Origin of the sequence: Prevotella communis (assembly GCF_022024175.1) — a bacterium.
Taxonomy (GTDB): domain Bacteria; phylum Bacteroidota; class Bacteroidia; order Bacteroidales; family Bacteroidaceae; genus Prevotella; species Prevotella communis.
The window spans coordinates 730482-750558 of sequence record NZ_CP091794.1; the positions used below are offsets into that span (position 1 = coordinate 730482).

Annotated in this window: 14 protein-coding genes; 10 read left to right on the forward strand and 4 right to left on the reverse strand. The window is 48.6% G+C overall.

Annotated elements, in window-relative coordinates; genetic code table 11:
- The first annotated feature begins 424 nt into the window (after window positions 1-424).
- From L6466_RS02865 to L6466_RS02890, 6 genes are all read left to right on the forward strand, one after another.
- On the forward strand, window positions 425-733 hold the full coding sequence (locus tag L6466_RS02865) for a nucleotidyltransferase domain-containing protein (RefSeq protein WP_091818507.1): 309 nt from the start codon (window positions 425-427) through the stop codon (window positions 731-733).
- Window positions 734-1326: 593 nt separating this feature from the next.
- Complete coding sequence (locus L6466_RS02870; RefSeq protein WP_091818453.1) at window positions 1327-2340, forward strand: sensor histidine kinase; 1014 nt, start codon at window positions 1327-1329, stop codon at window positions 2338-2340.
- Window positions 2337-3635, forward strand: a complete 1299-nt coding sequence (locus L6466_RS02875; RefSeq protein ID WP_237802149.1) for an NCS2 family permease — start codon at window positions 2337-2339, stop codon at window positions 3633-3635. The genes L6466_RS02870 and L6466_RS02875 overlap by 4 nt, the downstream gene beginning before the upstream one ends.
- 432 nt (window positions 3636-4067) lie before the next feature.
- Window positions 4068-5285 carry a cell division protein FtsZ gene (ftsZ, locus tag L6466_RS02880; protein WP_237793409.1) on the forward strand — a complete coding sequence of 406 codons (1218 nt, stop codon included), beginning with the start codon at window positions 4068-4070 and terminating at the stop codon, window positions 5283-5285.
- A gap of 5 nt (window positions 5286-5290) precedes the next feature.
- The gene (locus L6466_RS02885) at window positions 5291-5878 is read left to right on the forward strand and encodes a hypothetical protein (protein WP_237802148.1); all 588 of its coding nucleotides are present in this window, start codon (window positions 5291-5293) and stop codon (window positions 5876-5878) included.
- 146 nt (window positions 5879-6024) lie between these two features.
- Window positions 6025-7101, forward strand: a complete 1077-nt coding sequence (locus L6466_RS02890) for a transposase (protein WP_237802147.1) — start codon at window positions 6025-6027, stop codon at window positions 7099-7101.
- Between the two features lie 302 nt (window positions 7102-7403).
- On the opposite strand, the gene L6466_RS02895 is transcribed toward L6466_RS02890, so the two are convergent.
- The 4 genes from L6466_RS02895 to purL form a co-directional block, all read right to left on the reverse strand.
- The gene (locus L6466_RS02895) at window positions 7404-8423 is read right to left on the reverse strand and encodes a family 43 glycosylhydrolase (RefSeq protein ID WP_431356504.1); all 1020 of its coding nucleotides are present in this window, start codon (window positions 8421-8423) and stop codon (window positions 7404-7406) included.
- Window positions 8424-8470: 47 nt separating this feature from the next.
- A complete protein-coding gene (locus tag L6466_RS02900; protein WP_237802146.1) occupies window positions 8471-9052 on the reverse strand; it encodes a chromate transporter in 582 nt (193 codons plus the stop codon).
- A gap of 50 nt (window positions 9053-9102) precedes the next feature.
- The gene (locus L6466_RS02905) at window positions 9103-9645 is read right to left on the reverse strand and encodes a chromate transporter (protein WP_237803567.1); all 543 of its coding nucleotides are present in this window, start codon (window positions 9643-9645) and stop codon (window positions 9103-9105) included.
- A gap of 62 nt (window positions 9646-9707) precedes the next feature.
- Window positions 9708-13418, reverse strand: a complete 3711-nt coding sequence (gene purL, locus L6466_RS02910) for a phosphoribosylformylglycinamidine synthase (RefSeq protein ID WP_237802145.1) — start codon at window positions 13416-13418, stop codon at window positions 9708-9710.
- A gap of 123 nt (window positions 13419-13541) precedes the next feature.
- Between purL and L6466_RS02915 the strand changes: the two genes are divergently transcribed.
- The 4 genes from L6466_RS02915 to L6466_RS02930 all read left to right on the forward strand — a co-directional run bounded on the left by L6466_RS02915 (window position 13542) and on the right by L6466_RS02930 (window position 20050).
- Window positions 13542-16001 (forward strand): bifunctional UDP-N-acetylmuramoyl-tripeptide:D-alanyl-D-alanine ligase/alanine racemase, encoded by a 2460-nt coding sequence (locus L6466_RS02915; protein WP_237802144.1) that lies wholly within the window; start codon window positions 13542-13544, stop codon window positions 15999-16001.
- 90 nt (window positions 16002-16091) lie between these two features.
- Window positions 16092-17528, forward strand: a complete 1437-nt coding sequence (locus L6466_RS02920) for a PTS galactitol transporter subunit IIC (protein WP_237802143.1) — start codon at window positions 16092-16094, stop codon at window positions 17526-17528.
- A gap of 26 nt (window positions 17529-17554) precedes the next feature.
- Window positions 17555-18559 carry a 5-dehydro-4-deoxy-D-glucuronate isomerase gene (gene kduI, locus L6466_RS02925; protein ID WP_091818509.1) on the forward strand — a complete coding sequence of 335 codons (1005 nt, stop codon included), beginning with the start codon at window positions 17555-17557 and terminating at the stop codon, window positions 18557-18559.
- Window positions 18560-18598: 39 nt separating this feature from the next.
- Window positions 18599-20050, forward strand: coding sequence for an MFS transporter (locus tag L6466_RS02930; protein ID WP_091854748.1), 1452 nt, complete (start codon window positions 18599-18601; stop codon window positions 20048-20050).
- Window positions 20051-20077 lie beyond the last annotated feature (27 nt).

Genomic DNA, 20077 nt, shown 5'->3' on the forward strand with positions numbered 1-20077 from the left:
GAGGCCTGATTCCATGCTTTAGCCTGCTCTTAGGCAGCAATCACTCTGCTCCTAGGCAGCAATCACTCTGCTCCTAGGCTGCTCCGTGGAGCACTCACGAAGCAGGCTAGAGTATGGCAGCAGTATGGCTAGGGTAAGGCTAGGGTAAGGCTAGACTATGGCAGCAGTATGGCTAAAGCGAGGGAAGAGGTCTGATGTCTGAGGGCTGATGGCGGGAGATGTAAGAGGGAAGATGTAAGAGGGCGCTTGGCGAGCATAGCGAGAATTTTGCTATCCATGCCAGTTGGCGTAGAAAGCGATAAAATATATAGTCATAGGGTGTGTGGACTCGATCTTGCGTATAGCATAAGTGGGTCGTCATTATGGGATTTTTTATTGAAATATTTGGAGACTATTGTTTTTTTTTTCTATCTTTGCAACAGATATGAGACGAACGGAAATCACCAATTCCATAAAGGAGGCTCTGAAAAGCGTTCCTTACAAAATGGAAGCAAGGCTTTACGGTAGTGAAGCCAGAGGTGATGCTCGTCCTGATTCAGATATAGATTTGTTGATTTTGGTAGATCAGCCAACTGTGACAGGGAAAGATGAGGATGCCATTTTCGCACCTCTTTATCAGTTGGAATTGCAGTCTGGCGTTATTATCAATCCGCTAATTATACCAAAATCCCAATGGGGCGCTAATGTCAGTCCTTTCTATATCAACGTGGAAAACGAAGGAGTGGTTCTATGAACAAAACGTTGGCAGATATTTCAGTCGTCTGTTTTCAAAGCGTTCCACTGGTGATTATGACGATTTCTTTAATCATAGTATAGAAACCGTTGACGAATTGATGCCAGATGCTAAACTGTTTATCCAGACTATCAAAGACTGGATAGAATTGTGGTTGAAAGAACAAGAACAATCAGCGCAATAATAACCAAGAATTCCAAAACGTCTATAACAAAAAAAATCCCCATCTCACGACGGGGATCCCTCAACCATTCTTTGCTATGAAAAAAAATAACCTAATAATTAGAATTAAGTTTTCCTGATTATTAATGATAATTCTAAGTGAAATTTATTGATAGGGATGGGAAGGCTGCCTGCAGAGTAGTGATGTTTTTTTCATTCATATGCTTTTGTCGTTTGCTTCCTGTGATTGTTTTGATAGTTTATCGATGAATATACTTACAAAAATATCAATATTTGACCGAAAAACTGATAAAAATGCATCAATTTTTGCATAATTTACTGTGCGGTGCTTATTTTTACGTCTTTTTTCTTTGTTTTTTGTTTTGATTTTTCGTATCTTTGCCAGCAAATAATGCAAAATCATTTGAGTTATGCGATTCTATAAGGTGTCGGCTTATGTCTTTCTGTCCCTGACATTGCTTTTTATCTCGATGCCCGTATGGGCTGATGCCGTGCAAGTTGATTCGCTTGGCATACTCAATGAGCTGAGGTCACAAAACGAGTTGCTCCAACAGCGTTCGCGATTCACAACGGGTGGATTAGCCATGATTCTGACCATTACCGCTATGTTGGTCTTTCTGGTTATCAACAACCGCTGGAATCATAGGTTGTCGATAAAGAACAGGCAACTGGAGCGCGAACGCAATGTCGTGGTGGCGCAGAACAAGCAGTTGGCCGTGGAGCGCGACCGTGCTGAGCAGGCCCTGAGTGTTAAGACATCTTTCGTGCAGAGCATGACTCATGAGATTCGTACTCCTTTGAATGCTATCAGTGGATTCAGTCAGGTGCTGGCCACACCGGACATCGACATTCCGCAGGAGCAAAGACTGGAGCTCAGTACTCGCATTCAGGAGAACACCCGACAACTTACTACCATCCTTGACGACTTAATCTTGATTTCCGACTTGGAGAGCAATTGTTCCACTCCACCTCTTGAGGACTGTCCTGCCACTGCCATTGTAGGATTTGCTGCTGATGCTTTTCGTCCGCTGGTTCCCGCCACGTTGACGTTTAATATTGACAATAAGGTGGATGAAGATTTGATTGTCAGGACCAATCCGCATATGATTAATACCATTCTTCAGAAATTGTTGAGCAATGCGGTGAAATTTACCAGCCAGGGCGGTATCACGCTTTGTCTGAATAGTTCCGATGACCATCTTTGTATTTCCGTAGTTGATACTGGTCCTGGTATTCCTGCAGATAAGAGGGATTTTGTGTTTGAGCGTTTCTCAAAACTCGATAGTTTTGTTCCTGGCACAGGACTTGGCCTCTCTATTGCACGCATGATTGCCGAGCGCATCCATGGCACTCTGACCCTTGATACAAGTTATGTTCGCGGGGCAAAATTCGATCTTATTATACCCATCCATTTCGACGTATGAAAGAAAGATTCCTTGCATTGATGGGCTTCTCCGTTCATCGCCATAGCCTTAAAACAGAGATAGTCTCTGGTCTGACCACTTTTACCACCATGGTTTATATCCTGGCTTTGTTGCCCGCCATGATGGAACCACTCCGAGCTTTGGGCTTTCCCGTTGACACCGTGTTCACTGCTTCTATTCTGGCTACTATCGTGGGCACGCTGCTCATGGCTTTTCTCGCCAAACGTCCCTTTGGCCAGGCTCCAGGTCTCACGCTCAACATCTTTTTTATTCAGACGGTCTGTCTGTCGTTGGGCTATCCTTGGCAGTTTGCCCTGACGGCTGTCCTGATTGAGGGAATACTGTTTGTGCTGCTTTGTATCGGTAACCTCCGTCAGATCATTTTTGAGCTTGTACCATCTTCACTGAAGTATGCCATTGCTGCTGGCATCGGTTTCTTCATTGCTATGTTGGGTTTCAAGAGTAGTGGTATGCTGGCCGACGGAACTGTATTCAATCATTTGGAGACGTTGAGCACCCCAGCAGCCATTCTCTTCCTTATAGGACTCATCCTGACGGGTTTGTTTGCCATTCTGCGAATTAAGGGCGGTCTGCTGCTCGGCATCGTCTCAGTGACACTTATCGGTATTCCTATGGGAGTGACAACGGTTCCTGATGATGTGTTTTCGATGCCGGTATCACCAGCACCACTTTTCTGCCAGTTTTCATCGGAATTCCTGTTGCAACCGGATCTTTGGGTCTGTGTGCTTATCATGCTATTTTTTGACGTCTTTGATAGCTTGGGAACGATAGTGGGTATCATGACATGCACCGGACTGATGCGTAAGAATGGTCGTATTCCGCATCTGCGTTCCATCATGCTTAGTGATGCTCTCGCTACGGTGACGGGGGCGTGTCTGGGATGTAGCACTGTGACGACCTATGCAGAGAGTGCCACAGGATTTGCAGAGGGCGGTCGTACCGGTGTTTCTGCCTTTGTTGTGGCGCTGTGTTTCACCGCCAGTCTGTTTCTTGCTCCTCTATTCCTGTCGATCCCTGCTGCAGCCACTGCGCCTGTGATGGTCATGGCAGGTCTTTATCTCTTTGGTTCTGTGCGCCATATCTCGCTTACCAATACTAGAGAGATGTTGCCGGCTTTTCTCACCATCTTGCTGATGCCTGTCACAGGAAGTATCACTGATGGTATTATTGCCGGTCTTTTTTCCTATATCCTTTTTGCTTTCCTGGGTGGATTGGTGAAACGTTTGGTACACCGTCGTCACCCAACGGCAGAGAATGCCGAAGAATTAGTATAGCAGAAGTACAGAGGGGACGGGTGAGTGTCTCGCTCCGATGGAAGATGGCCGATGGCTGATGTCTGATGTCTGAGGGCTGATTAACCTAGAAGCAAAAACGATATTACTGACTTGCAATCCGTCTTCTATAGGATAGTAAAAAATGCTTTAGCCTGCTCTTAGGCGGCTATCACTCTGCTCCTAGGCAGCAATCACTCTGCTCCTAGGCTGCTCCGTGGAGCACTCACGAAGCAGGCTAGAGTATGGCTGATAGCTGAGATCTTTATTCCAAAATACTTTTGTACCTATATAGACAGAATCAAAGAAACATGGATTATCGATTTGACTGACGGGAGGATCTGAGGCACTCAATGATAAGTTGCAAGCCTTGCAATAATTTGCAAATGAAATAATAATTGCTTAACTTTGCAGGAAAATAAAGAAAACGAGGTTATGGGTGATGATATATTAATAGATTTTGGTCCTGTAGAGGATAAGATGCAAGGCATCATCAAGGTGATTGGTGTTGGTGGAGGCGGTTGCAACGCTGTGCGCAACATGAATGACGAGCATATTCCTGGAGTGACGTTTGCCGTTTGTAATACGGATAGTAAATCGTTGGCTCCATCGCCTGTTCCTGTCAAGATTCTATTGGGAGAGGGACTCGGTGCTGGAGGCAAACCCGAAGTTGGGCGCTCGGAGGCGGAGAAGAATATTGAGGATATAGAGAAGCTGCTGAGCGATGGGACTAAGATGGTTTTCATCACGGCAAGCATGGGTGGTGGTACAGGTACTGGCTCGGCACCTGTTGTGGCCAGTGTGGCGAAAAGAATGGGTATGCTTACCATCGGCATCGTAACCATTCCTTTCTACTTTGAGAAGACTCAGAAGATTATCCGTGCGCTGAAGGGTGTTGATGAAATGCGAAAGAACGTTGACGCACTCCTGATTATCAACAATGAACGCCTGTGTGATGTCTATGCTGACACACCTATCTCTGTGAAAGAGTCGTTTGCCAGAGCTGACAATATCCTGAAGGAAGCGGTAATCGGTATATCGGAATTGATAACCGTCAACAGCAATGGTGGTATCGACCTGGACTTCCGCGATGTGGAAACGACCATGCGTGATGGTGGAGGTGCTATCATGGCGATGGGCAGGGCAAGCGGAGAAGGGCGTGTGGAGAGAGCTATCAAAAACGCCCTGAATTCGCCGCTTTTGTATGGTAGTGATATCACGAAAGCTAAGCGTATTCTCTTTAATATCTATTCTAGTGAAGAAGCGCCTATCATGGTGCCTGAGATGCAGGAGATTGATGATTTCTTCGATAAACTGGATCCAAAGATTGAGGTAATCTGGGGTATCTCGACTGATAATTCCATAGGCGAAGATGCGAAGGTTACTATCTTGGCAACCGGGATGGAAGAGGTTGTCGGCAATGAGGTTGAAGTAAAGGATGATGCCTATTATGAGAGTCTGATACCACTGCTTTACAGGCCCATAGTAAAGCCCGTCCACGAGCCTGCACCAGAGCCGAATTTTGTTGTAGAGCCTGCACCAGAACCGGAGCCTTCTGTTGTCGTGGAAGAGCCTAAGCCTATACGTAAGCCAACTGCATTTGAGAAGTTTACGCAATGGATGAAGAGTATCGCCCAAGAAGCTGATGAATAATGACAATGACGGATAGGACACCTGAGGAAATTGCTGTAGAACTTTCCCAGTTGGTAAGGGAACTGGTTGCTGCTGGATGCAACGATTTGTTGTTGCGCGCTATTGGTGTGTCTGTCTTGGAGGAGTTACGCATCGAAGCAGCAAAGAGCCGTTTAAGCCGACTGCTTGTCACAAAAGACTACAGGATCATCCTTGTAGACTACGGCAATAAGGAGGTGGAGATGACGCCTGTTCACAAGGCCGTCTATCTGTTGTTCCTGAATCATCCTGAGGGCATTGAGTTCAAGAAACTCTGTGAATATCGCAATGAACTTCTTGGATATTATATGGCCACGGCAAAGTTGATGGACAAACAGACTATTGCGGAGAGTGTGGACATGCTGGTGGATCCATTGAATAACTCCATCAATGAGAAGTGTTCACGCATCAAGAGTATTTTCCTCAATATAATGGACTTGTACACCGCCAATTATTACATTATCAGCGGACATACCCAGAAGCATTTCGCTGGTTCTTCTAAAATATGGTATGAGAGACTGAAGAATGTTAAGATACCAAGGGAACTTGTAATAAGAGAAGATAAACAAGTATAGAAGGGGACTGGTCTTTGATGAACCAGCGGAGAAACGCTGGCCACGGTGATAAGGGGGGGAGAAAGGGCGGATTTTTGCTTGTTTGTTTGATGATTTGGTAAATTTGTAGTACCTTTGCGTTGTAAATACTTTAATCATTAAGACAGGTGACAAAAGAGGAGAAGATTGCTGCAGGAATCGTGCTTTCGGAAATAAAGCACAATGGGCACCGTCGTGCCTTTTTTCATGACTATAGTCGTCCTGGGTTATACATGGTAACCATGGCGGTGGCAGGGCGGCAGCGCCTCTTTGGTTGTATTGTAGGACATTCAAGGGGGAAAAGGGGAACGGCGGATTTTCCTCATCTGGAGTATTCCAGGCTTGGCTCCCAGATTATCCATGAGGAGCTGTCAAAGATATCTCAGTTTTACCCCATGGTGGAGGTGTGTAAGGTGGCGCTGATGCCTGACCATGTACACCTGTTGTTAGCTGTGAAGGAGCAATTGCCTCAGGGAAAGCATCTGGGTAGCATCGTGCGTGGCTTTAAGACGGGATGTACCAGGGCTTGGTGGAAGTTGCAGGATGAGGCTGTCATGGCGGATGGTGTGTCTGCTATGACTGTGGCAGAGGCGTCTCCCTCTGGCAAGCGTCCTGTCTTGTTTGAGGATGGTTATCATGACCGTATCCTTATGGGCGATGGCATGCTTGGAAATATCTGTCGCTATATGGACGAGAATCCGTTCAGGGCAAGGCTGAGGGAGGAGCATCCGAACTTGATGCAACGCTGCCTGCATCTGTGGATACATGACCGTGAATATGCGGCTTTTGGTAATCTCTTCCTGCTGAAGAACCCAGAAAGGCTTCAGGTATTTTTTCATCGTAAGGATAAGAAGGGCAGACTGACGCATCTGACTCCTGAGTATGCAGAAGCAAAAGCGCAGCTGCTGCAACGTGCAGAGGAGGGGGCTGTGTTGGTTACGCCTGGTATTTCAAAGGGCGAACAGGATGTTGTTGATGCGGCATTGGACGATCGTCTGCCACTTATATTATTGCAGAAAGAGCAAATCACGGATTATTGGAAACCATCAAAGGAACGGTTCTATGCTTGTGCTACAGGTAAGTTGTTGATTCTGTCGCCCAAGCTGATGCCTGGTGATTCTGACTATGAGCGTTTTCATTCCTTGAATGATTTGGCACATGACATTTGCATTGCCACGGATACACGTCTTTTGAGAATAGGATAAAGGCTTTATAGAAATATGGATGCTATTTCATAGCACAAAAAAATCCCCATCTCACGACGGGGATCCCTCAACCATTTTTGCTATGAAAAAAAATAACCTAATAATTAGAATTAAGTTTTCCTGATTATTAATGATAACCTAAAACAATGTTTTACCTTTAACTATAAACTCTAACCTTTTCGCTAATCACTAACCATATTTCACGATGCAAAGATAAGCAGATGAAAAAACATGGGCAAATCTGTTCAACGAATTGCCTGTTTTTCTAAGTGAAACTTGTAGGATTAGGTTGAGAAGGCGGTCTATTCCAAGTACGGCCACTGGTCACGGGTCCATTTGATGGGCTTCTGGATGAGCAGGGCGGCACCATTGAGACGGGCAGAGTAGCCGTGGCAGATGAAGATGCTCTCGCCGTTCATGTCGTAGGCTGCGCAATGGCCTACGGCCTCAAACTCCGTTTTGTCGCCCTCCAGGAAGAGAGTGCCTCCGCCGTGAAGCATGTCACGACCTTCGCGGTCGAGATAAGGACCAGTTACCTGTTTTGAGCGTCCTACGGCTACGCGGTAGTTGCTCTGGGCACCACGGCAACAGTAGTCCCACGAAACGAAGAGATAATAGTAACCACCGTGCTTCAGGATGAAGGGGGCCTCAATGGCATTGCGTCCGGCAAACTTGGACGTGGGGTTCTCGGCAGCATTGGGATCGTTAGGCTGGTAACGACGGGCAATGGTGACGGGGGGAGAAATGAGAGATGAAAAATGAGAGAGAGTTAATCTTGCAATCTGTATGCCGTCCCAGAAAGAGCCCCATGTGAGCCATGGCTGGTCGTTGTCGTCAATAACGAAGCAGGGATCAATGGCATTCCAGTTGTCACGTTTCTCCTTGGAGGCCACGATACAACCCTCATCTTTCCACTGGCCGGTGAGTGATGAGGCTGACATCAGACCGATGGCTGAAGTGTTCTTGCCAAAGGTGGAGCAGCTGTAGGCCAACCACCAGCGGTCGTGCCAACGGATGATATCTGGAGCCCATACATGGTTGCGGAAACCAGGTACGGAGTCGTGTGTCCATTGCGGAATCTGTTCGATAAACGGCGTGGGTTGCATCACCCATGTCTTGCGGTCTTTCGACGTGGCCCACTGAATGCCCATGCCTGTAGAAAGCAGGTGATAGGTGCCGTTCTCGTAGGCCATCACAGGGTCGTGGGCCATCACGGTATCCGTAGAAAAGGCCATGCGACGGTGGTGGTTGCGAGGCTGGGCATGGAGACAGATGGCACACAGCGCCATCATACAGAATGGGAGAAGATGTCTTTTAGTCATAGTTTTGTAGTTTTTAGTTAATTATTGATTGATTAATGAATGAATTGTCAGTAGAGCAGCAGGAGGCCTGCGAAACCTGCCATCGCTATCATGTGGATAGGGTTCACCTTGTAGACCTTGGTACCGATGAACGTGGCGGCGAAGAGAATCACGCTGATGCAGAACTGCCACATATCCTCGCTGGGTGCGGAGAAATTCTCCTTGTTGCACAGTAAGAGGGTGGCTGCAGCCAGCAGACCTACGACTGCAGGGCGCAGGCCATTGAAGACCGACTGTACTGCGGGTGTGTTCATGTATTTGATGAACATCTTGGCAATGATAATCATCAGGATGAGTGATGGCAGCACAAGGGCAAATGTAGCAACGCAGGAACCAAGGATTGACATAGATGTGCCCAGTCCGGCATTATGGCAAGCCATGTAGCCGCAATAGGTGGCAGAGTTGATGCCGATAGGACCGGGGGTCATCTGACTGATAGCCACAATATCAGTAAACTGGGTCGTGGTAATCCAGTCGGGCACTACCTTCGTCTGAATAAGTGACAGCATGCCGTAGCCTCCTCCGAATCCAAACAGACCAATCTGGAAGAAGGTAACAAACAACTGTATGTATAGAAGAACAATGTCCATTTTCTTTTTAAACAACGAATTATACGAATTACACGAATTCTTTCTTCAAATCATTCCGTTGGCTTGATGTATTTGCCATAGACATAGCCACCGATGCCTGCCGCTAGGATAATATAAATTGGTGAGACACCTAAAAGCCAGATGAGCAGTGCGCCTGCTACAGGTATCCAACAGTTGACCCACGATATCTTGGCGCTCTTGGCCAGATTGAACGTGGGTACGGCAATGAGAGCTACCACCGCAGGACGGATGCCTCGGAAGATGGCTGCTACCACGGGATTATCCTCGAAGCGATGAAAGAACATGGCTATCATGAGGATAATCAGAAATGAGGGTAGGGCAGTGCCAAGGGCGGTGGCGATGGCGCCACGAATCTTGCGCAGTTTGTAGCCGATGAAGATGCTGATGTTGATAGCAAAGACACCCGGACAACTCTGCGCTATGGCGATGAGGTCGAGAAACTCCTCACGCGACACCCATTGCTTCTTGTTTACCACTTCCTCCTCTATCAAGGGTATCATGGCATATCCACCACCAAGGGTGAATATGCCAATGTGAAAGAATGTCTTAAATGATTCCCAATAGATATTCATTATTTTCATATTATAGGATAACCTAGGATATCCTAGGAAAGCCTAGGATTTCCAGAATTCTCCTAGATTCTTTCCTCTACCCACTTACGTGCGTTGACGAAGGCCTCAATCCAAGGTGTTACCTCGTCATTGCGGCGGTCAGCTGGATACCATGCATTCTGCCAGGGGAATACGGCACGCTCCAGGTGAGGCATCATGCAGAGATGACGGCCATCGGCAGAGCAGATACCTGCCACATTGTAGTCAGAACCGTTAGGATTAGCGGGATAGCCAGCATAGTTGTACTTCGCAATCACGTTGTAAGCACTCTCAGCCTCGGGCAGTGAGAACTTACCTTCTCCGTGGGCTACCCACAGACCGAGCTTGTTGCCGCTCAGAGAACCGAACATCACAGAGTTGTTCTGGGGAATGCTCAACGAGATGAACTCACTCTCGAACTTGTGAGAGTCGTTGTGCAGCATCTTGGCACCCTTGGCACCTGTCAGGCCGAGTTCAACCATCAGCTGGCAACCGTTACAGATACCCAGTGACAGGGTGTCCTCGCGGGCATAGAACTTATCCAGTGCCTCCTTAGCCTTAGGATTGAAGAGGAAGGCACCAGCCCAACCCTTAGCAGAACCAAGTACGTCGGAGTTAGAGAAACCACCGCAGAATACAATCATGTTGATGTCCTCGAGTGTCTCGCGACCAGAAATCAGGTCGGTCATCATCACGTCCTTCACGTCGAAGCCTGCGAGGTAGAGGCAGTAAGCCATCTCGCGCTCACCGTTGGTACCCTTCTCACGAATGATGGCTGCCTTGATGCCAGAGGGCTGACGGCGGTCGGCAGAGATGCCATACTGAGAGAGCTTACCAGTGAAGTCCTTGTTGAACTTCATCTCCAGAGGCTGCTTCTTATAGTTAGCGAAACGCTCTGCAGCCTTGCCGTTGAAACTCTGCTTGCGATCAAGCAGGTATGATGTCTTATACCATGTGTCACGAAGCGCGTCGATGTCGAAGGTCAGCTCCTTGTCGCCAGCCTTTACCACGATGTTGCGGCTCTCAGGTACCGAGTAACCAATCTTAGCATAGCCTACGCCCTGCTCCTCCATGAAGTCTGCAAACTCCTGCTTGTGCTCATCGCTCACCTCGATCACCACACCGGGGTTCTCAGCGAAGAGGGCCTTCACTACGTCGCCATCCTTGCAGATGTCGTGCAGGTTGATATGCATACCACCCTTCTGGTTGGCGAAGCACATCTCGAGCAGGGTAGTAATCAAACCACCGGCAGAGATATCGTGACCAGCCAGGATCCATCCGCGGTTGATCATCTCCTGAACAGCCATGAAGGCATCTGCGAAGTACTCAGCGTTCTTCACGGTAGGCACATCGTCGCCTACCTTACCCAGACTCTGGGCAAAGGCAGAACCGCCAAGGTGCTGCTCGTCGAATGAGAAGTCGATATGATAGAGAGATGCATTCTTGTCGTTAACCAATACGGGGCTTACCACCTTCTTGATGTCAGAAACCTCGCCACCGGCAGATACGATCACTGTTCCCGGAGAGATAATCTTCTCGCCGTTAGGATACTGCTGAGAGAGTGACAGCGAGTCCTTACCTGTAGGTACGTTGATGTGCAGGTCGCAGCAGAAATCACTCAGCGCCTTAACGCCCTCGTACAGACGGGCATCCTCACCCTCCTGAGAGCGGCAGGGCCACATCCAGTTGGCAGAGAGTGAGAGAGAATCCATACCCTCAGCGAGTGGAGCCCAGACGATATTTGTCAGTGCCTCAGCTACAGAGAGTACAGAACCGGCAGCAGGATTAGCCAGACCTGCCTGAGGAGCATGACCAAGGGCTGTGGCGATACCCTTCACACCACGATAGTCGAGGGCTACAACACCGCAGTCGCTCAGAGGCAACTGGATCTCACCCTGACACTGCTGACGGGCAATCTTACCTGTCACAGAACGGTCAACCTTGTTGGTCAACCAGTCCTTACAAGCCACAGCCTCCAGCTGGAGCACGCGGTCGAGGTACTCGTTAATCTTATCCTGACTGTAGGTAACGTCCTGATAGTGGCGCTCTACAGTATTATCTTTCATGATGGTCTTGGGAGAGTGACCGAACATCTGAGCGACATCAAGGTCGAAAGGCTTCACGCCGTCGCCTTGCTTGAATGAGAAGTGGGCATCGCCTGTGGTCTCACCAACCACATACAGCGGAGCACGCTCGCGCTCAGCAATCTTACGTACATGTTCGATATGCTTCTCGTCGATGAGCAAGCCCATACGCTCCTGACTCTCGTTAGCGATGATCTCCTTAGAGCTCAGAGTCTTGTCGCCAATTGGCAGTTTGGTCATGTCGATCTCACCACCGCACTCCTCAACGAGCTCAGAGAGACAGTTCAGGTGACCGGCAGAACCGTGGTCGTGGATAGAGACAACGGGGTTTACATCCTCTTCGCAGAGCGCACGCACCAGGTTGTAGGCACGCTTCTGCATTTCAGGGTTAGCACGCTGAACGGCATTCAGCTCGATACCATTGCTGTAGCGACCGGTATCAACAGATGATACAGAGCCACCACCAAGACCGATGCGGTAGTTATCACCACCTACAACGACCACCTTATTACCCTTCTGGGGTTCCTTCTTCAGACAGTCGCGCTTGGTGCCATAGCCTACACCGCCTGCCAGCATGATAACCTTGTCATAAGCATACTTGGTGTCGTTGGGCTCTTGGTGCTCAAAGGTAAGCACAGAACCACAAATCAGTGGCTGACCGAACTTGTTACCGAAGTCAGAAGCACCATTTGAAGCCTTGATCAGAATCTGCTCAGGTGTCTGATACAGCCACTGGCGAACGGGGATGATGTTCTCCCAGTCGCGAGTCAGCTTGTCATCGTCAGTCAGACGGGGGTAGGCTGTCATATATACAGCTGTACCTGCGATAGGCCATGAACCTACGCCACCGCCCATACGGTCGCGGATCTCACCACCAGTACCTGTTGCAGCACCGTTGAATGGCTCTACGGTTGTGGGGAAGTTGTGGGTCTCAGCCTTCAGCGAGATAACGCTCTCGATATCCTTGATGCGGAACCAGTCGCTGGTTGACTGATCAGCAGGAGCAAACTGTTCTACGACAGGTCCCTGCGCAAAGGCCACATTATCTTTATAGGCAGAGAGAATCTTGTTGGGGTTCTCCTGCGTCGTCTTCTTAATCATGGCGAAGAGCGAACTCTCCATCTCCTGGCCGTCAATGATGAATGTACCACCAAAGATCTTGTGACGGCAGTGCTCAGAGTTGATCTGTGCAAAACCGAAAATCTCTGAGTCAGTCAGAGGACGGCCGTTCTGCTTCTCCAGTCCGTGGAGGTATTCAATCTCCTCAGGAGAGAGAGCCAGTCCTTCTTTCTCGTTGTACTCCTCCAGATTGTCCACATACTTAATGGGCTCTGGCTTGATGTTAATCGTAAAGATATCCTGATTCAGTCCTTCGTACATGCGCTGAAGCATCTCGTCGTGCTCGGCATCTTTCGAAGCAACAGCAAAATACTCTTCTATACGAGAAATGCCGCTGAGTCCCATATTCTGAGTTATCTCAACAGCATTCGTTGACCAAGGGGTCACCATTTCGCGACGCGGACCGACGAAGAAACCTTCCATAGTCTGGGCGTCAACAGGCTCGGCATTGCCATAGAGCCAACAAAGTTCTTGTACTTCTGCTTGTGTGAGCTGATGGTCCACCTGCGTGGCAATCACGCTCTTCTGAGGGGTCTTGAAGAAAAGAATCATATTACCTGATTATCTATAAGTTTGAAATTTGGCTGCAAAGGTACAAATAAAAATTGATAATTGATAATTGATAATTGAAAATTTTATTGTACCTTTGCGTCTTGAAAATTAAAATACGATACTATGACATATACAATTGAAAAGGTGGCAACCCTGATAGGGGCGCGTCGCTATGGTGAAAAGGATGCAACCATAGGTTGGTTGCTTACTGACAGTCGCTCTCTGTGTTTTCCTGAGCAGACTTTGTTTTTCGCCTTGCGCACTAAACGCAATGACGGTCATAAATATATATCCGAACTCTACCGCCGTGGGGTTCGGTCGTTTGTAGTAGAACAGGTGCCAGAGGATTATCAGGCACAGTTCGCTGATGCTAATTTTCTGAAGGTTCCATCGCCACTGGCTGCCTTGCAGCGCCTGGCCGAGCGTCACCGTGATGAGTTTGATATCCCTGTGGTGGGTATCACGGGCTCTAACGGTAAGACCTGGGTGAAAGAGTGGCTGTATCAGATTTTGTCGCCCTCCATGAAGGTGACTCGTTCACCAAAGAGCTATAACTCACAGATTGGCGTTCCTTTGTCAGTCTGGCTGTTGAACGAGCAGACAAAGGTGGCTTTGCTGGAGGCAGGTATCAGTGAGCCAGGTGAGATGCTGGCACTCCATGATATCATCCAGCCCACGATAGGTGTGCTGACTTCCCTGGGTAGCGCGCATCAGGAGAACTTCCGTAATATGGATGAGAAATGTATGGAGAAGCTCCAGCTCTTCCGCAATACGGAGACCATGATTTATCCTTCTGATGATGACACGGTGAGCCGTTGCGTGCGTCGTTCGCAGTATCAGGGCGACCGTATCGGATGGTCCCGTTTCAACGATAAGGCTCCGATGTATGTCAAGACGGAGGGTAGTCATGTGTCATATGTATATAAAGGTATAGAGGGCAGCTATGATATCCCGTTTATCGATGAGGCCAGTATCGAGAACTCCATCACTTGTGCTACGGTGGCGCTGACGCTGGGGCTGACACCCGAGGAACTGGCCGAACGTATGCCAAAGCTGGAGCCTATCGCCATGCGACTGGAAGTGAAGGAGGGACAGCGCGGACTGACGTTGATTAATGATTCGTATAACAGTGACGTGAACTCCCTGGATATTGCACTGGACTTCATGAACCGTCGTCCGGAACAGGAAGGGAAACGTAAGACGTTGATTCTGAGTGATATCTATCAGACGGGTGAGTCGTCGGCTGAGTTGTATCGTGAGGTGTCGGAACTGATAGCCAAGCGTGGTATCGACCGGTTCGTAGGTATCGGACCGGAGATTTCCAGTCAGGCTGCGCAGATAGAGATTGGTCAGAAGTGGTTCTTTGCCAATGTGGATGATTTTGTGCAGAGTAGTGTCTTTAAGTCGATGCGTGATGAGATCGTGTTGCTGAAGGGCGCCCGCCCGTTTGGTTTTGAACGCATCAGCGACCTGTTGGAACAGAAGGTGCACGAGACGATTCTTGAGGTGGATCTGAATGCGGTGGTGGACAACCTGAACTATTACCGTTCATTCCTGAAGCCCGAGACCAAGATGGTGTGCATGATCAAGGCTGATGCCTATGGCGCCGGTGCCGTGGAGATTGCCAAGACGCTGCAAGACCACCGCGTGGACTATCTGGCAGTGGCAGTGGCCGATGAGGGCGTGACGCTGCGAAAGGCTGGTATCACCCAGAATATCATCGTGATGAACCCGGAGATGTCGTCGTTTAAGACGCTCTTTGACTATGACCTGGAACCAGAGGTGTATTCTTTCCGATTGATGAATGCGCTGGTGAAGGCTGCTCGTCATGAGGGTATCACAGGATGGCCTGTGCATATCAAACTGGATACCGGCATGCACCGCCTGGGCTTTGATCCCAAGAAGGATGTCGATGAACTGATTGATTTGCTGAAACATCAGTCGGCCATCATTCCCCGTTCTGTATTCTCGCATTTCGTGGGCTCAGACAGTGACGACTTCGATAACTTCTCGGCAACGCAGTTCCGTGTGTTTGATGAGGCCAGTCAGAAGATCCAGGGTGCCTTCTCGCACAAGATTCTCCGTCATATAGATAACTCGGCAGGTATAGAGCACTTCCCTGAGCGACAGTTGGATATGTGTCGTCTGGGACTTGGCCTCTATGGCGTTGACCCACGTACCAATAATATCCTGTCAACGGTGTCAACATTGAAGACCACGATTCTGCAGTTGCGCCGTGTGCCCAAGGAGGAGACGGTGGGCTACAGCCGCAAGGGAAAACTGGAGCGCGACAGTGTGATTGCAGCTATTCCTATTGGCTATGCCGACGGACTGAACCGTAAGTTGGGTAATCGTCATTGCTATTGTCTGGTGAACGGACAAAAGGCAGAATACGTAGGCAATATCTGTATGGATGTGGCGCTGATTGACGTGACAGACATTTCTTGCGAGGAAGGTGACAGCGTGGAAATCTTTGGTAAGAACCTGCCTGTAACGGTGCTGAGTGATGTGCTGGAGACCATCCCTTATGAGGTGCTTACCAGTGTCAGCAACCGCGTGAAGCGTGTCTATTTCCAGGATTAATTGCAAATAATTGATAATGGATAATGGGAAATTGATAATTATTTTGTAATTTTGCGCCCAATCTACGCTAAAACAAACAAAGTATAAGAAATGGAACAAGTTTTCAGTTACATCATTCAGTTAGGAGCGTCGGTCATGATGCCGATCCTCTTCACTATCATCGGCTTGTGCATCGGCATGAAGTTCGGCAAGTCGCTCAAGAGTGGTCTTTATGTGGGTGTCGGTTTTGTTGGACTGGGCATCGTGACGGCTCTGTTGACAACCAATTTCAATACCCCGCTGGATGCCATCTCCAAGATCTTCAACCTGGACTTGAAGGTTTTTGACATGGGATGGCCTGCTGCTGCCGCTGTGGCTTACAATACAGCGGTGGGTGCACTGATTATCCCCATTTGCCTGGGTATCAATTTCCTGTTGCTGGTAACGAAATGTACCCGCACGGTGAATATCGACTTGTGGAACTACTGGCATTTTGCCTTCATTGGTGCCGTGGCTTATTTCGTGATGGACGAGAGCTTGCTTTGGGGCTATTTCGCTGCCATCAGCTGCTATATCGTCACGTTGGTGATGGCTGACCTGACAGCCGATCGGTTCCAGGGCTACTACGAGAATATGGAGGGCATCTCTATTCCTCAGCCTTTCTGTCAGAGTTTTACCCCGTTTGCCATCGCCATCAACTGGTTGCTCGACCGTATCCCGGGTTTCTCAAAACTGGATATCGATGCAGAGGGACTGAAGAAAAAGTTCGGTGTGCTGGGTGAACCGCTGGTGCTTGGTGTCATTGTGGGCGCCCTGATAGGTGCAGCTGCGCATTTCGACCACTTTACCAATTTTGAGGAGTATGCTGCAGGTTTTGCTTCTACGTCAGATGCCGTGATGAGCATCGTGAAGTCTGTGCTTTTCCTTGGTGTGACGATGGGTGCCGTGATGGAGCTAATTCCGCGTATCACACGTCTGTTTATCGATGGCCTGATGCCTATCTCTGAGAAGACTCAGGAAGTGGTGAAAAAGAAGTTTAAGGGTAAGAAAGTTTATATCGGTATGTCACCGGCACTGGTGATAGGTCATCCCACAACGCTTGTCGTGTCGTTGTTGCTGATTCCTGTGACACTGATTCTGGCTATTGCCTTGTCAAAGGCAGACAACCAGTTCTTGCCGTTGGCATCGCTGGCTGGCATGTTCTATGTCTTCGTGATGGTATTGCCTTTTACTAAGGGTAATGTGGTAAAGACCTTTATCGTTGGCCTGGTGGCTGTAACCATCGGTCTCTATTTCGTGACGGATATGGCTCCTGCCTTTACGCTGGCTGCCAATACTGTATATGAGGCTACACAGGATAAGGCTGCTCAGATTCCTGAAGGTTTCCAGGCTGGTGCCATGGACTTCGCTTCTTCGCTCTTTGGTTATGTTGTCTATGCTTGTGTGAAATACCTGCAGTGGATTGGCATGGGCGTGCTGACAATCATTACAGTTGCCATGGTGGCGTGGAACCGCCTGCGCATCGTTCGTGAGGAAAAGAACAATTAAATGACAAATACAAAAATTATTGAGATATGAAAAAAGCATTTCTTTCAATTGCAGGGGCTATTGCTCTTTCTCTTTCTGCTGCCAATGCACAGGAAGCTGACAGATTTGTTGGCGCACAGCATGTGAAGTTCCAGACGGCTTGCCATCCTGAGGATGTGAAGCACTATGACACGAAGATGCTTCGTGAGCGTTTCGTGATGGAGAAGGTGATGGAGGCTGACTCTATCCTGTTGACCTATTCACACTACGACCGCTTTATCTTTGGTGGTGCCATGCCTGTGACAAAGACCTTGAAGCTGGAGAACTTCTGGGAACTGGGTCTTGATGTGGATAATAACATCAAGGAGAAATATTTCCTCTACAACCGTGAGATTGGTATTGTGAACTGTGGCGAGGGCGATGGCTTCGTTATCGTTGACGGCAAGGAATATGCACTCTCTCCCAAAGAAGCCCTTTACATTGGCCGAGGTCATATCGGCAAGGGTAAGGATGTGAACAAAGAGGTGCTCTTCCGTTCGAAGGATGCCAAGAAGCCTGCCAAGTTCTACCTGAACTCAGCTACGGCTCATCAGCACTACAAGACACAATGGATTACGCTTGACGGACGTAAGGGATCGCTGAAGGCTGCCGTATGGGGACCTGTAGGTTCTCTGGAGGAGTGCAACAACCGTACTGTTTATAAGTTGATTGTGAATGATGTGCTGGAGGAAGGTCCCTGTCAGCTGCAGTTGGGACTGACACAGTTGAACCCCGGTGCTGCCTGGAACACGATGCCTCCTCATACTCACGGACGCCGTATTGAGGCTTACTATTACTTCAACCTGCCTCAGGAGCAGACCATCGCTCATATCATGGGCCAGCCAGAGGAGAGTCGTGTGGTATGGTTGCACAACGATCAGGCTATCATGAGTCCGGAGTGGTCAATGCATGCTGCTGCAGGTACCTATTACTATACCTTTATCTGGGGTATGGCTGGCGAGAACCTGTATTATAATGATAAGGACAATATTCCCGTTATCGATATCCGATAATGGAATTTTGAAAGGGCTAAAAAACTAAATTATAAAAAAATGAGCGCTTTAACAAAAACAAAAATGTCCAACTTCCGTTGGGTTATTTGTGGCTTGTTGTTTCTTGCAACAACCGTAAACTACATGGACCGTCAGGTTCTCTCCCTGACGTGGAAAGACTTTATCTCGCCTGAGTTCCACTGGACTGATTCCAACTATGGTAATATCACGGCGGCTTTCTCAATCTTCTATGCCATTGCAAATCTCTTTGCAGGCAAGTTTATTGACTGGATGGGTACCAAGAAGGGTTACCTTATTGCCATCTTCGTGTGGTCACTGGGTGCCTGCCTGCATGCCGGATGTGGCTGGGCTGCCATGAAATGGGGTGGCTATACGTCTATTGCAGAACTGGGTCAGCTGACCGGTGATGCTGCTGTGATGCTGGCAACCATCTCCATGTATATGTTCCTGGCCTGTCGTATGGTGCTGGCGCTGGGTGAGGCTGGTAACTTCCCCGCAGCTATCAAGGTGACGGCAGAGTATTTCCCCAAGAAAGACCGTGCTTTCTCTACCTCTATCTTTAATAGTGGTGCCTCTGTAGGTGCACTGGCTGCACCAGCCACGATTCCCTTGCTGGCTCGTGCCTGGGGTTGGGAGATGGCCTTTATCATTATCGGTGTGCTGGGCTTCGTGTGGATGGGCCTCTGGATGTGGCTCTATGAGAAGCCTCACAAGAGTAAGTATGTGAATCAGGCTGAGCTCAACTATATCGAGCAGGATAATGATATTGCCGAGGTGCAGAATAAGCATGAGGCAAAAGAGGAGAAGACAATCTCGTTCTGGAAGTGTTTCACCTTCAAGCAGACATGGTCATTTATCGTTGGTAAGCTGATGACAGATGGTGTGTGGTGGTTCTTCCTGTTCTGGGCTCCCGCCTATTTCTCTGACCAGTATGGCTATACCTCAGACTCATTGATGGGTATCCTGCTTATCCTGACACTTTACGCTATCGTGACGGTGGTATCTATCGGTGGTGGTTATCTGCCTACCTATTTCGTTGAGAAGCGTGGTATGAATCCTTATCTGGGCCGTATGCGTGCCATGTTGATTTTCGCCTGCTTCCCCGTGTTGGGACTGCTTGCACAGCCTCTCGGTGCTTATAGCGCCTGGTGGCCTGCTATCCTGATTGGTATCCTTGGCGCTGGTCACCAGGCTTGGTCGGCCAACCTCTTCTCTACCATCGGTGATATGTTCCCCAAGTCAACTATCGGTACTATCACAGGTATCGGTTCAATGGCTGGTGGTCTTGGCTCTTTCGCTATCAATAAGGGTTCTGGTGAATTCTTCGACTGGGCTTCAAGTCAGGGTAGTGCGTTCACCGTGATGGGCTTTGAGGGCAAACCTGCTGCCTATATGGTGGTGTTCAGCATCTGTGCTGTGGCTTACCTCATCGGCTGGTTCATCATGAAGAGCCTTGTACCTAAGTACAAGCCTATCGTAGTTGAGGATTAAGAATCGATTCATATAAAAAATTAGGGC